The 13424-nt window shown below is 61.2% G+C and carries 11 protein-coding genes; 4 read left to right on the top strand and 7 right to left on the bottom strand.

The window, feature by feature from the left end; genetic code table 11:
- Nucleotides 1-169 precede the first annotated feature (169 nt).
- From B2828_RS17415 to B2828_RS17395, 5 genes are all read right to left on the bottom strand, one after another.
- Entirely contained in the window at nucleotides 170-547 is a 378-nt protein-coding gene (locus tag B2828_RS17415; protein WP_479635048.1) for a DUF6228 family protein, read from the bottom strand.
- Between the two features lie 40 nt (nucleotides 548-587).
- Nucleotides 588-1574 carry a DNA polymerase III subunit gene (locus tag B2828_RS17410; RefSeq protein WP_479635047.1) on the bottom strand — a complete coding sequence of 329 codons (987 nt, stop codon included), beginning with the start codon at nucleotides 1572-1574 and terminating at the stop codon, nucleotides 588-590.
- 13 nt (nucleotides 1575-1587) lie between these two features.
- A complete protein-coding gene (locus B2828_RS17405; protein WP_479635046.1) occupies nucleotides 1588-2460 on the bottom strand; it encodes a hypothetical protein in 873 nt (290 codons plus the stop codon).
- An 82-nt stretch (nucleotides 2461-2542) separates the two neighbouring features.
- On the bottom strand, nucleotides 2543-4189 hold the full coding sequence (murJ, locus tag B2828_RS17400; RefSeq protein WP_479635045.1) for a murein biosynthesis integral membrane protein MurJ: 1647 nt from the start codon (nucleotides 4187-4189) through the stop codon (nucleotides 2543-2545).
- A 167-nt stretch (nucleotides 4190-4356) separates the two neighbouring features.
- Nucleotides 4357-5340, bottom strand: coding sequence for an L-threonylcarbamoyladenylate synthase (locus B2828_RS17395; protein WP_479635044.1), 984 nt, complete (start codon nucleotides 5338-5340; stop codon nucleotides 4357-4359).
- A gap of 88 nt (nucleotides 5341-5428) precedes the next feature.
- Between B2828_RS17395 and B2828_RS17390 the strand changes: the two genes are divergently transcribed.
- Nucleotides 5429-5998 carry a shikimate kinase gene (locus B2828_RS17390; protein ID WP_479635043.1) on the top strand — a complete coding sequence of 190 codons (570 nt, stop codon included), beginning with the start codon at nucleotides 5429-5431 and terminating at the stop codon, nucleotides 5996-5998.
- A gap of 190 nt (nucleotides 5999-6188) precedes the next feature.
- On the opposite strand, the gene mgtA is transcribed toward B2828_RS17390, so the two are convergent.
- Entirely contained in the window at nucleotides 6189-8858 is a 2670-nt protein-coding gene (gene mgtA, locus B2828_RS17385) for a magnesium-translocating P-type ATPase (RefSeq protein ID WP_479635042.1), read from the bottom strand.
- Nucleotides 8859-9059: 201 nt separating this feature from the next.
- On the opposite strand from mgtA, the gene B2828_RS17380 reads away from it, so the two are divergent.
- The gene (locus tag B2828_RS17380; protein WP_479635041.1) at nucleotides 9060-9596 is read left to right on the top strand and encodes a class I SAM-dependent methyltransferase; all 537 of its coding nucleotides are present in this window, start codon (nucleotides 9060-9062) and stop codon (nucleotides 9594-9596) included.
- A 109-nt stretch (nucleotides 9597-9705) separates the two neighbouring features.
- Complete coding sequence (gene serA, locus B2828_RS17375; protein WP_479635040.1) at nucleotides 9706-11298, top strand: phosphoglycerate dehydrogenase; 1593 nt, start codon at nucleotides 9706-9708, stop codon at nucleotides 11296-11298.
- Nucleotides 11299-11471: 173 nt separating this feature from the next.
- Here serA and B2828_RS17370 read toward each other — a convergent pair whose 3' ends face one another.
- Entirely contained in the window at nucleotides 11472-12596 is a 1125-nt protein-coding gene (locus tag B2828_RS17370; protein ID WP_479635039.1) for a prepilin peptidase, read from the bottom strand.
- 142 nt (nucleotides 12597-12738) lie between these two features.
- Here B2828_RS17370 and B2828_RS17365 point away from each other — a divergent pair, with 142 nt between their 5' ends.
- Nucleotides 12739-13407: a hypothetical protein gene (locus B2828_RS17365; RefSeq protein WP_479635038.1), complete on the top strand. Its 669-nt coding sequence runs from the start codon at nucleotides 12739-12741 to the stop codon at nucleotides 13405-13407.
- The last annotated feature ends 17 nt before the right edge of the window (nucleotides 13408-13424 follow it).

Raw genomic sequence — 13424 nt, 5'->3', positions numbered from 1 at the left:
CTGCTGGCGCGCCTCTTGATTTTCACGGATCGGAGGCCAAGCGGTCTCCGATGGTTTTTTGGGGATCGGCTTTTCTCCACGCGGCGGGCATGCGTCCACGCTGGGGATGGAATCAGAGATTCCCAGATACTTGCGTTACGAACCTGGAGATTCGTAACGAGGGGAGGAGCTAAATTTTTGACGGGGAGAATAGCTGCCGAGTGCTACCGGCCAGCCTTTCGAGGCTTCCTGCTTCCAGTTGAAGTGTGGCCTGCAATTTCCAGTCTGCGTGGGTGCCAAACTTTTGTAAGGTAACCCTGAGGCAGACATGTCCGGTTGCATCGGAAGCGGCTGTCAATTTCAGTTCCTCTTCGAGAGCAATCCAACTTTTTTCGCCCGGCCAGCCTCTCCATTCTTCTCCCATCTGTTCGAAGAGCAAGGATGGAGGACCACTGATAAATGAGGACGCGGTGATCTGTCCCTCGAAATCCGGACCTTTGAGTAAAACCGAAAAAAATTCTCCGTTTACTCTGGAAAAGGTGAGCGATGTACCATCGATTGCAGACATGATGGTGAAGGACTCCGCCATGAGTAAATGAATTCTGTGGCTACGCGGCGCGGAAGGCTTCCAGGAAGGCGACTTCGACGGCGAGTTGTTCCTGGACGTTGCGGCCGAAGTTTTCGCGCAGGCCTTCCAGGGCGGCGATGCGCCGGAGCACGTCGGGGGTGCTGAATTTCGCTGCGAGCGTTTCGGTTTGCGCCGCGTGGGTGGGGAAGTCGAGGGCGTTGCCTTCGGTGGCGTGGTGCTGCTGGCGTAGGATGTCGCCCCACCACTGGAGCAGGGTTTCGATGAAAAGGGTGCGGGCTTGCAGGTAGCGGGATTCGGCCAGCGCTTTGTAGTATTCCTCGCGTTCGCCGAGCCATTTCCCGTCGGTGGTCTGTTTGTAAAGGCCTTCTTCGTGCTTGAGCTCGGCGGCGCCTTCGTCGGCGATGGCGCTTTTGGCCTGGGCTAGGAGCAGGGTGAATTCGCGCACGAGGGCGAAGATGCTGGCGATTTCGCTTTCGCCTGGCTTGCCGCCACGGGTGAGGAAGCGGTTGACGGCATCCAGGAGGCGGCGCTGGGTCTCGGGGAGGTCTTTGCGGGCCGGGGCGGTCAGCGAGACGAGGATGCAGCGCGAGAGGATGGTTTCCAGCAGCATCTCGGGGTGCGCGCTGACCAGGATGAGGAGCGAGTTGGCGGGGGGTTCCTCCAGGGTTTTGAGGAATGAGTTGGAGGCCGCGGCGTTCATCCGGTCGGCGTCGAAGATGATGGCGACTTTGCGCCCGCTCTGGGAGGCGCGCATTTGCAGCTCTTTTTCCAGGTCCCGCGTTTGCTCGACGCGGATGAGGCGCGATTTGGACTCGGGCTCGATCGCGTGGACGTCGGCGTGCTTGAGGGGATCGCTGTTCGCGCCGGTGACGAGGCCCGCCAAGCGCAGGGCCAGGGCCCGTTTGCCGCTGCCGGGGTCTCCGGTGATCAGGTACGCGTGGGCGAGCCTGCCCGTTTCATGGGCCCGGCGGAGGAAGTCAAATGCGGCATCGGGTGCGAAAGCCATCGGGGGTTCTGCTCTACTGCTTCCCGCTGGCCACGCGCTCGGTGGTGCGCCGCGCGTTCATGACGAAGGTGTTGTTGTCGCCGAAGCGGGCCCAGGGGCCGTTGGGGACTTCCGAGAAGTCGACGAACTTCCAGTCGCACACGTCGGTGATGCCGTTGATGCCGAGGTAATCGCGCACGGCGGGCGAGATGTCGAGGCCCGCGCCATTGTTGATGTTCGGCTTGGGCAGTTCTTTGCCGAAGACGTACTGCCAATGGTCGGTGCGGAAGGGGCCGCAATCTTCCCACTGGGCGTAGGCGACGCGGTTGCCGTGGCGGATGGCCAGCCAGCGGCCTTTGCAGACGGACTGGCCGGGCCGCTGAAACTCCTGGCGGAACCAGGGGATGACGAATGAGGCTTCCGGTTTGGTGGTGCCGCGGGTGACGTCGTTATAGGGCAGCGCGCAGTAGAAGGGGTTCTGGCCGGGGATGAAGCCGACGGGCAGGAAGCCGTCGCGGCGCTCGGGGGTGTCGACGCCGCCGTATTTGCCCATCCAGTTGGGGTCCCAGGAGCTGGAGCGGTTGGGCGTGGGGTTGCGGGCGGTGGTGCCTTCGCCGATCCAGAAAACGGTGGTGACGATGTTGAGCTTCCAGGGGTAGCGGCTGCCGAGGCCGAAGAACGAGCCGACGCGGCTGATGGTGCTGGTTCCCATGGGCTGGACCTGGGCCTGCTGCGAGGAGGTGGAGGTCTGGACCTGGACGGTCGGCTCCATCTTTAGGAGGGCGTTTTCCCGGAGTTTCTGGGCGTACTTATTAAAGTCGCCGTTGGCGGATTGAGAATGCCCCAGCGGCGCGGTGAGCGCCACAAGGCAAAACCCAAACAGGATATGGAGACGGCGGGCGCTCATGGGGTGAATTCGTGATGTTTTAGTCAAAAGAGAGTTCTGGGTAAAGTCCTTTCCCGATTTCGGTCTTCCAATGGGGTGAACCTTATCGAGCAGCCTCCGTGCCAGGGTGGCGAAACTTGCCGAGCTTCCTTCGGAGCATTTCCATGACGTCGGCGATTTCTTCCACCTTCAGGAGGGCAACCCCGGCGCCGAACACGGCAGCGCCGACGGCGATCGTCAGCCCCACCCCGATGAGCTTGGGGAGAAAGGCCATGGCCCCGAGGTTGGGGAAAACCCAGTGCTGGGCAGCCATGCAGACGAGTGCGAGGGGGGCGCTGGCTGCCGCGAGCTTGGCGAAGCTGCGCAGGAGGGCCTTGGTCTCCAGGCCCTCGATGTGGCGGGCCATGAGGACGTAGAGGATGGCAAAGTTGAGGATGGCGACGAGGCTCGTGGAGAGGGCCAGGCCCCGGTGACCGAGGTGGAGGCTGAAGGTGAAGAACTGGTTGAAGACGTAATTGGTCAAAATCGAGAAAAAGCTGACCAGCATGGGCATATTCTTTTTATCCAGGGCGTAGAAGCAGGGGGCGATGACCTTGATACCCGAGTAGGCGACAAGGCCCAGGGCGTAGTAGCGCAGCGCCTCGGCGGTTTGGAGGGTGTCGCTGTAATGGAAGCGGCCTCTCTCAAATATCAGAGAGATGATCGGCTCGGCGAAGAAAACGAGGCCGATGGCACAGGGGATTGTCAGGAAAAAGGCCAGCCGCAGGCCGTGCCCGAGGGTGGAGCGGACGCCGCCCAGGTCGCGGGTGGCGGCGAAGCGGGAGATGACGGGCAGGGTGACGGTGCCGACGGCCACGCCGAAGATCCCCAGAGGGAGCTGCATGAGGCGAAAGGAGGCGTTGAGCCAGCTCACGGGGCCGTCGCCCGCAATGTAGGAGGCGAACTTGGTGTTGACCATTACGTTGACCTGGACCGCGCTGGCGGCGATGACGGCGGGGCCCATCAGCGTTAGAATTTGCCGCACCCCGTCGTCGCGCCAGGAGAAGTCGGGCCGGAAGCGGAAGCCGACGTGGCGTAGGGAGGGGAACTGGACGATGAGCTGCAAGAGGCCGCCGATCAAGGTGCCGATGGCGAGGCCGACCAGGGCCCGGGGGCCGAAGTGGGGGTCGAGCCACCAGCCGATGGTCACGCCGCCGATGATCGAGCCGAGGTTAAAGAAGCTCGATGCCATGGCGGGCATCCCGAAGATGTTTTTGGCGTTGAGCATCCCCATGACCAGCGCCGCCAGGGAGACGAGCAGGATGAAGGGGAACATGATCTGCGTGAGCTGGAGGATGGCTGCCGTCTTTTCCGGCTTGTAGCCTCCGGCGATGAGGTTGACGAGTTGCGGCGCAAAGAGAATGCCCAGAAGCGTCACCAAGCTCATGAAGATGGCCGTGAGGGTGGCGATTTTGTTGGCCAGCGCCCAGGCGGAGTGGTCGCCCTCGGTGGCGATTTTTTTTGAGAATACGGTGATGAAGGCGGTGGAAAGGGCCCCTTCGGCGAAGAGATCGCGCAGGAGATTGGGAATACGGAACGACGTGACGAAGACGTCCATCAGGTACCCGGCGCCGAAGAGTTTGGCGAAAACCAGCTCGCGCACGAGCCCGAGGACGCGGCTGCACGCCACGGCGAGCCCGACGACGCCCGCGGCCTTGCGGCTGAGCTGGTTTTGGGATTTAGAGGAGGCGGTCGGGGAATCGGGTGTCATCGGCGGAAGGGGAAGAGTTCACGCAAAGCGGCGGGGTGGCAAATTTTTTGCCGCGAAAAGGCGCGAAAGATGGGAGAGCTGCAATGGAGTTGCGGGCGCCCAAATAGAGTTTGGGCCCGAGGCGAGAGGAATGGAGCTTTTTGAGGAAATTCGGGCGGCATTTCCTTTTAGCTGTTGTTGTGCGCGGCTTTGCGCAGGCGGTCCATGATGGCCGCGCCGAGGCCGGTTTCGGGCAGCGGCTCGGCTAGGATCAGGTCCAGGCCCGCTTCGTCCAGGCGGCGCATGGCGGCGAAAAGGTGTGAGGCGGCTTCGCGCAGGTCGCCCCGCTCGGGGGCCAGCAGCTCGACTTTCTCAAATCCGGGAAGCGCCGCCTTCCACGCCATGAGGCCGCAGCGTTTGCCCGCGACGGGCTCGGGGTGTTCGCTGAGGCGCAGGGGGGTGCGCGGGGCGTAGTGGCTTTTCAATTGCCCCGGGGCGACGGGCTTGGAGACGGCTCCGGCGGCGGTGACTTCGGCAAAAGCGGCGAGTTCCTCCCGGGTGACGGGGCCGTTGCGCAGGATCTCGATTTTCCCCCCGGCCACGGCGATGATGGTGGATTCCACGCCGTGGGTGGTGGGGCCGCCGTCAACGACGAGCGGGATGCGGCCCGAAAGCTCGCTTACCACATGGGCGGCGGCGGTGGGGCTGATGCGGCCAAAGCGGTTGGCGCTTGGGGCGGCAAGCGGCCTGCCAAAGGCGCGCGTGATGGCCTGGAAGACCGGGTGGGAGGGCATCCGCAGGGCCACGGTGGGCAGGCCGCTGGCGGCGATGTCGGGGACGATTTCGCGCCGGGGCAGCACGATCGTCAGCGGGCCGGGCCAGAAGCGGGCGGTCAGGGCGTCGATGAGCGGGCAGTCGGAGGCGGGCGGGGCGGTGAGGCGATCCCGCCAGGCGAGGTCCGGCAGGTGCAGGATCATCGGGTCGAAAAAGGGGCGTTCCTTGGCTTCGTAGATTTTGAGGACTGCCTCGGGGCAGAGGCCGTCGGCGGCGAGCCCGTAGACGGTTTCCGTGGGCAGGCCGACCGGGTCCCCCGCGGCGAGGCAGCGCGAGGCCTCGGCCACGGCGTGTGCGAGCTGCTCGGGGGTGTCGGTTGGAAGTAGGAGCGTATTCAAAGGAACGGTGACCCTACTCTCTGTGGGGCTCTTTTTGAAGCGGAATTGACGAGGGGGGGGCGAGGACCTACGCTTCGCCCCCTTCTGAATGAGTGATTTACCCAATAACCCTGCTCTGCCTCCCGCGCCCGCCGTCAATATTGTCCTGATCGGTTTCATGGGCAGCGGTAAGTCGTCGATTGGCCGGATCCTGGCTACGAAGCTCGGTTTCCAACTGCTGGATACCGATGCGCTGGTGGTGGAGGCGGCGGGGATGCAGATCACGGAGATTTTCGCGCAAAAGGGGGAGGGGGCGTTCCGGGATTACGAGTCGCGCACGCTGGAGTTCCTCCGCGATCGGCGGGCCAGCCGTGCGGTGATCGCGACGGGCGGGGGGATTGTGACGCAGCCCCGGAATGTGCCGCTGCTGCACGAACTCGGGTTTGTGGTGCTCCTTTCGGCCTCCGAAGAGGTGATTTACGAGCGGGTTTCGCGCAATCGGGCGCGGCCGCTCCTGCATACGGAGAATCCGCGCGAGACGGTGACGCAGCTCCTGGCCTCGCGTGCGCCGCTCTACGACGCGACGGCTGATTTCACGGTGGATACCACCTACAAGACCCATACGCAGGCCGCCGATGCGATTATCGCCGAGGCTTGCAAGCGGTATGGGTGCTCTTAGGGCCGTTGCCGTTTGATTTGACGGATGATCTTCTCGCTCTCGTTACGAATCTCCAGATTCGTAACGTCGGTGTCTGGGAATCTCTGATTCCATAACCGTACTGAACGAATCAGAGATTCGCGGATAGAAGACGTTCCCAATCTGGAGATTGTGAACGAGGGGGGCCTGATGCCTGGAGCCTGTTAGCCCGTTAGTCGATGCCGTATTTCTTGTGGAATAAGGTCTTTACGAAGTGCGTGAGCACGGAGTAGGCGATCAGGAACCCGGCGATCCACGCCCAGTAGATGCCCGGCAGCGGGACGAGCCCTAGGTATTCGCCCAGCCTCAGGTACGGCAGCGAGCCGCCCGCGACCATGACGGCCAGGGTGGTCAGCAGCAGGGCCGGGCTGGCGATGCTCTGGAAGAACGGGATCTTGTTCGTCCGGATGATGTGCACGATCAAGGTCTGCGTGAGGATCGACTCCACGAACCAGCCGGTGTGGAAGAGTTTCTCGTAGTAGTCCTTCATTTCCTGCGAGGTGCCCGGGTCGCTAAAGAGCCAGCAGTTGAAGAAGTAGAGCATTAGGAAAAAGGTCGCGTAGTCAAAGATGGAGCTCATCGGCCCGATCCAGATCATGAAACGGCGGATGTTTTCGATGTTCCACTGGCGCGGCGTTTTTAGGTACTCGGGGTCCACCGAGTCCGCCGGGATGCCAACCTGCGAGGCGTCGTAGAGGAGGTTGTTGACGAGCACCTGGATGGGCGCCATTGGCAGGAAGGGCAGGAAGATCGCGCCGCCCAGGACGCTGAACATGTTGCCAAAGTTCGAGCTGGCCCCCATGCGGATGTACTTGATGATGTTCCCGAAGACTTTGCGGCCTTCGAGGATGCCGTCTTCGAGGACGAGGAGGCTTTTTTCCAGCAGGATGATGTCGGCCGATTCCTTGGCGACGTCCACCGCCGTATCCACCGAGATGCCGACGTCGGCGGCGCGCATGGAGGGGGCGTCGTTGATGCCGTCGCCCATGTAGCCGATGACGTGGCCGCGCTTTTGCAGCGCCACGATGATGGATTCTTTCTGCGAAGGGGAGAGGCGGGCGAAGACGGTCGTTTTTTCAGCCAGTTCGCCGAGCGCTTCCTCGTCGAGGCCGATGAGGAGGTCGCCGGTGACGATTTCCCCGGCGGCGAGGTCCACGTCTTTGCAGATCTTGCGGGTGACGAGTGCGTTGTCGCCGGTGAGGATCTTGGTGGAGACGCCGACTTCCTTAAGCTGGGCGATGGCCGTGGCCGCGGAGCCCTTGGGCGGGTCGAGGAAGGCGATGTAGCCTAGGAGGATGAGGTCGCTTTCGTCGGTGACGGAGAAGGTGGTTTTGGTTTGCGGAAATTCCCGGTAGGCGATGCCCAGGACGCGGTAGCCGTCGCGGCTAAGGTCTTCGTATTCCTCCAGCAGATCGTTCTTGATGAGGTCGATCATGAGGTGGACTTCGTCGTCCACCTGGTAGTGCGTACAGCTCTTGTAGATGTCCTCGACGGCCCCTTTGCAAATCAAGACGTGGTCGCCCTCGTAGTCCACCACCACGCTCATGCGCTTGCGCTGGAAGTCGAAGGGGATTTCGTCCACCTTGCGGCAGTTGCGCTCGACGTCGAGTTCCGTGTGGGAGAGTACCGAACGGTCCAGCAGGTTGCGCAGGCCGGTCTGGTAGTAGCTGTTCATGTACGCGTAGCGCAGGACGTCCTCGCTGTCGCGGTTGGTCACGTCGACGGCTTTCTCCAGGATGACGCGGTCTTGCGTGAGCGTGCCGGTCTTGTCGGTGCAGAGAATGTCGATGGCCCCGAAGTTCTGGATGGCGTTGAGGCGCTTGACGATCACCTTCTTGCGCGACATCGCCATGGCTCCCTTGGAAAGGTTCACCGTGACGATCATGGGGAGCATTTCCGGCGTGAGGCCGACGGCCACTGAGAGGCCAAAGAGCAGGGCTTCCGTCCAGTTGTGCTTGGTGATGCCGATGATCAGGAAGACCACGCTGACCATGACGACCATGAACTGGATCATCAGCCAGGTGAACCCGGCGATGCCCCGGTCGAAGCTGGTCTGAACACGGTCCCCGCCGAGTTTCTCGGCGATCGCGCCGAAGTGCGTTTTGCTGCCGGTGTTGACGACGACGCCGCGCGCCGAGCCGCTCAATACGTTGCTGCCCTGGAAGCAGGCGTTCTGGAGTTCGATGAGGCCGCGCCCGGTGACTTCCGCGGCTTCGGCGGATTTTTCCACGGGCATGGATTCGCCAGTCAGCGAGGACTGGCTCACGAAGAAGTCTTTCGCGGTGAGAAGCCGCAAATCCGCCGGGATGATGGCCCCGGCATTGAGGATGACAATGTCGCCCGGGACAATATCGGCGATGGCGATGTCGGTTTCCACGCCTTCGCGCACCACAGTGCAGTCGGCCTGGACCATGGCTTGCAGCTCTTCGACCGCCTTGCTGGAGCGCTTTTCCTGGACGTAGGCCAGAACGACGGAGAGGAAGATCATCCCGCCAACGATGGAGGCCGATACGGGGTCATACGTCCACGGCAGAAGGCAGACGATGCAGATCACCAGCAACTGGATGACGAGCGGGTTTTTACACCGCTGGAAGAGTTCGCCGATGACGCCTTTCTCGATCTTGTGGCTCAGCAGGTTCGGGCCATAATGGTCGCGCGCTTCCTCCACCGCTTCGGGCGAAAGGCCGTGTTCCGTGACTCCCAGGCGGGCAACGGCTTCCTCCGGAGTGCAGCGGCATAACTCCACGAGCCGGCTTTCGTCTTCGGAAACGGTACCCGAGGCCGCCTTGGCAGCCTTCAGGAATACGGTGGGATGGATTTTGCCGATTAAAGTGCGAAACATAGATCAACGCGCGAAAAGAGCCCCTGAGCCGTATTAGGGAAACGACTCGCGCCGTTTCGTTAACCGAGTTGCGCTGACTTTTCAAGAAGTGAAAACCACAATTCGTTGAATTGCCGTTTTTCTTACTGAAAATATCGGCAACGCCTACAGTCCCGTATTGAGGCGTAGGGGGAATAGATGATAATCTTGGCTATGGTGAAAGTGAGCCAGACAAAACCATTGCCCATCCAACGAATCGCCCAAGAGAAAAAGATTCGGTATTTTTTGCCAAATATTCCGCAAGGCGCTCGAGTTCTTGAGATTGGTTCTGCAAGCCGATGGTTCAAAGAAGCCGCCGAAAGCATCCCTGGTGTTAAATACACTGACATCGATCTTTTTCCTCCAGCTGATGTCGTGGGCAGCATCCTTGACTGGCAGAAGCTTGAACTCCAACCCGATTCCTTTGACGTCATTATTGCATTTGAAGTGGTGGAGCACGTTAATTGTTTCGATGCCTGCCACGCCCTCTTACGTCCCGGCGGCAAATTGTTTTTGACCACCCCGGTGCCGCACTTCGACTGGGCCGTAAAATTATTGGAAATGGTTCATTTGAACCAAAAGCGGACCAGCCCCCACAATCATCTTATTTATTTGGATCAAGTCCAATTTCTCGGGAAAAAGGACATCCAGATTATGCATTTCCTCGCCCAATGGGCGATTTTTACAAAAGAGTCGGCTCCGAAAATGGTGGCGGTTTAGTGAGTGGAATGTTGGAACATCGGGGAGTTCTTGCCATTCTGAGTCTCGGACTTTTCTCTTTCTGCTTGCCGGGCGTCCCCGTGCCGATCATTCTGGGCGTTTCTTTCCTATGGAAGTCCCAAAAGTTCTCGTAGCCGATCCCATTTCCGAACGTGGTGTAGCCGAACTCGCCGCGGGGGGAGCCCTCGATGTTACCGTGAAGACTGGCCTCAAAGAGGACCAGCTCATCGAAATCATCGGTGAATTCTCCGGTCTCGTCGTTCGCAGCCAGACGAAGGCGACCGCCAAGCTTCTCGCCGCCGCTTCCAAGCTCCGCGCGATTGGTCGCGCGGGCGTCGGGGTGGATAATGTGGATGTCGAAGCCGCCACCAAGCACGGCATCATCGTCATGAACACGCCGGGCGGAAACACCGTTTCCACCGCTGAGCATGCCTTCTCGCTCATGATGTCCTTGGCCCGCAACATTCCGCAGGCCTGTGCCAAGGTTAAATCCGGCGGCTGGGACCGCAAAAAATTTGAAGGCATCGAGCTTCGCGGCAAGACCCTCGCCATTATCGGCATGGGCCGTATCGGCACCGAGGTCGCCAAGCGCGCCCTCGCCTTTGGCATGACGGTGCTCGCTTACGACCCGTACCTCTCCGCCAGCCGCGCCACCGCCCTTCAGGTGGAGCTCGTCGAGAGCCTCGATGACATTCTTCCCCGCGCCGATTTCGTGACGCTGCACATGCCCTCCACCGAGGAGACGCATCACATGCTCAACGCCGAGCGCATCGCCAAGCTTAAGAAGGGCGTCCGCGTCATCAACGCCGCCCGTGGCGACCTGATCGACGTCAACGCGCTCGCCGAAGCCCTCAAGAGCGGGCAGGTGGCCGGAGCTGCCATCGACGTCTATGATTCGGAGCCGCCCGCAGCCGATTACCCGCTGCGCGATCTCCCAAACGTCGTCCTTACCCCGCACCTTGGCGCTTCCACCTTCGAAGCCCAGGAAAACGTCGGGATCGAAGTGGCGCAATCCATCCGCGCCGCGCTACTCGAAGGGGAAATCCGCAACGCCGTCAACATGCCGAGCATCGACGCCAAGACGCTGGCCTCCATCGGGGGCTTGATCGAGCTGGGCGACAAGCTGGGCCGGTTCCTCTCGCAGATCGCCCCGAAGCGGAGCGAAAAACTGACCATCGCCTACAGCGCCGACATGGCCGACGTCAATACGACGCCGGTGAGCCGCTCGGTGCTGACCGGTTTCCTCAAAGCCGCCGGTGGCAACGAGGTCAACATCGTCAACGCCCCTTCCTTCGCGCAGACCCTCGGCCTCAAGACCTCCGAGACGCGCCTCTCCAATAAGAGCGACTTCAGCGAAGTCATCGAAGTGACCGCCAGCACCAACGGGACCAGCGTCTCGGTGGCTGGCACGATCTTTGGTAACAAGGCCCGCATCGTGACGATCAACGGCCGGTTCGTGGAAGTGAAGCCGCTCGGCGTGATCCTCCTTCTGGAGAACCGCGACGTGCCCGGCATCGTGGGCCACTTCGGCTCGGTGCTCGCGGAGCACAAGATCAACATCGCGGGCATGTCGCTTTCCCGTAACCAGGCCGGTGGCGAAGCTCTCACGGTGCTCAACCTCGACTCGCTCCCGAACAAGGAGGTCCTCGACGCGCTCCTCGCGCTGCCGGACATCAAGTCGGCCAAGGCGGTTATGCTCTAAAGAGAGCCGTTACTGACTGCTAAAAAATTCAAGGGGGATTCCGGGTTGCCGGAGTCCCCTTTTTTTATGGGGAAAAAGGGTTTGCTGCAATGGAGTTGCGGGTTCAAGAGCGTGCCCAAATAGAGTTTGGGCACGAGAGGGGGCGGAGAACTTACGGTAACCTGTAAATCCTGCTACTCCATCCGCCAGAGGCCGGTGTACCAGGTGATCAGTTCCGGTCCGGCGGCGATCCAGAGCACCGCGCCCAAGGCGAGGTAGGGGCCGAAGGGAATCCGGCCCGAGGCGTTGCGCTGGCCCAGGAGCATGAGGCTGATCCCGGCCACGGCTCCAATCGCCGATGCCGCTCCGATGGTGAAAAGGACCGCCTTCCAGCCGAGGAACGCCCCGATGCAGGCGATGAATTTGACGTCGCCAAAGCCCATGGCCTCGCGCGGAATAATGACGGCGCGCACTTTGCCCGAAATGGTTGAAAGCGTATCCAGAAGGAGTTCGCGGCCCGGGAGGACCAAGCGGTTGTAGAAAAAGCGAAGCGTGCCCGCTTCCTCCGGGGGCAGTGGCGCGCCGTCCACTTCGGCGGTGTCGGTTTCGAGGATGAGCTGGTCGGTTTCGCGGGAGAAAATCTCGCTCCAGAGGATTTTTTCCTCGCCCACCACGAATTCGGCGTCCTCTCCCTGGCGGGTCCACTTGAAGTCGGCAGCCGGGCTGTAGAGATGCTTTTTTTTGCCAAAGGCGAGCTTCCCGGCTTCCACGACGCCCCAGAGGATGAGATAGCCCGAGGCGGCTCCGGCGGCCGACCAGAGGAGCGCTTTCCAGAAAACGGTCTCGCCCATCAAGCCCGGGAAAATCGCGCTCAGGAGCAAGCCCGCGGCCGTGCCCCCCAGCGTGATCTCGTCGGGGATAATAAAATGGTCAAAGTCAATAAAGGTGGCCGAGATTAAGAGGGCCAGAAAGATCCAAAGAGGTAGGGCAAGGGCGTATTCGCCCGTGCCGAGCGCCCGGTTCCAGACCCAGAGGAAGAGGAGGCCCGTGAGCAGCTCGACGGCGAAGTAGCGGAACGAAATGGGGGCTTTGCACCGGGCGCACTTGCCCCGCAGCAGGAGCCAGGAAAAGAGGGGAATATTTTGGTGCCAGGGGATCTGCGTTTTGCAATGCGGACAGAAGGAGCGGCGCGGCTCATTTACGCTTAATCCCAGGGGGAGGCGGTAGATGACGACATTGAGGAACGAGCCGACGATGGCGCCAAAAATGAACGCAAAGACTTGAAAAACAACAGCGAAGGGTTGCAAGAGGGGCTGCACAGTGAGAGATGAACGGCGGAAGTGGCCCGCAAGTCAACTGCGATCAACATCGACGCGGCGGATTTTACCGCTTTTGATAAAAAGAATGCTGGCTCTGCACAAATTCTTTGCGAAATCGCAAAAACCGTCCTAACTAAACCGTATGCCCGACAAGAACGAGCCCGAAAAGATGTGGGACGAGTATGATTGGGAGCGCTTTCTCCAGCAACAGGACCGAAAGACGGAGCGGTATATGGAGTTGCTGGAGCAGTACATCGACGACCCGGATCGCGATCAGATCATCGCGCGGGAGATGGGCTGGCCGACCCCGGTCGAGACGGGCGATTTTGACATGGAGGAGGTGGCTTTCGGGCCCTCGGACTTCCAGGATGGAGATGATGAGGAGGAGGACGATGACGATGAGGAGAACGGGGATGCCGCGATTCCCGAGAGCTTCGAGCTGCACCCGCTCTACCAAGCCAGCTTTGCCCTGACGGTGTGGATCGACCAGATTTTCGACGAGCTGGGCGAGGTGCAGAATCACCCCGCTTCGGTGAAGCTCGCTACCAATGCCGCCGTGGCCAGTGCCAAGCTGGCCGCTGCGCTCAGCGACGACGACGTGGAGGAGATCGGCATGACGATCGCCTACCTGAAGCGCGCGCTGAAGGCGATCACGGCGGCGCTCGATGCCAGCCCGGCGTTTTCCGACGAGGCGGCGCTTAGCTCGCACCGCCGCCGCCAGCTCCACTCGCGCCTCTTCCAGGTGCGGGACGGGATCATCGAGCTGATGGGCGATTACCGCTGCGAATGGCGCAAGCGCTTCGGGGCGTAGGGGCGGTTTTCTAAGCA

The sequence above is a fragment of the Spartobacteria bacterium UBA695 genome (genome assembly GCA_002298145.1).
GTDB lineage: Bacteria > Verrucomicrobiota > Verrucomicrobiia > Chthoniobacterales > Chthoniobacteraceae > UBA695.
The sequence above is the reverse complement of the archived record's forward strand: the minus strand, read 5'-3'. Positions and strand labels throughout refer to the sequence as shown.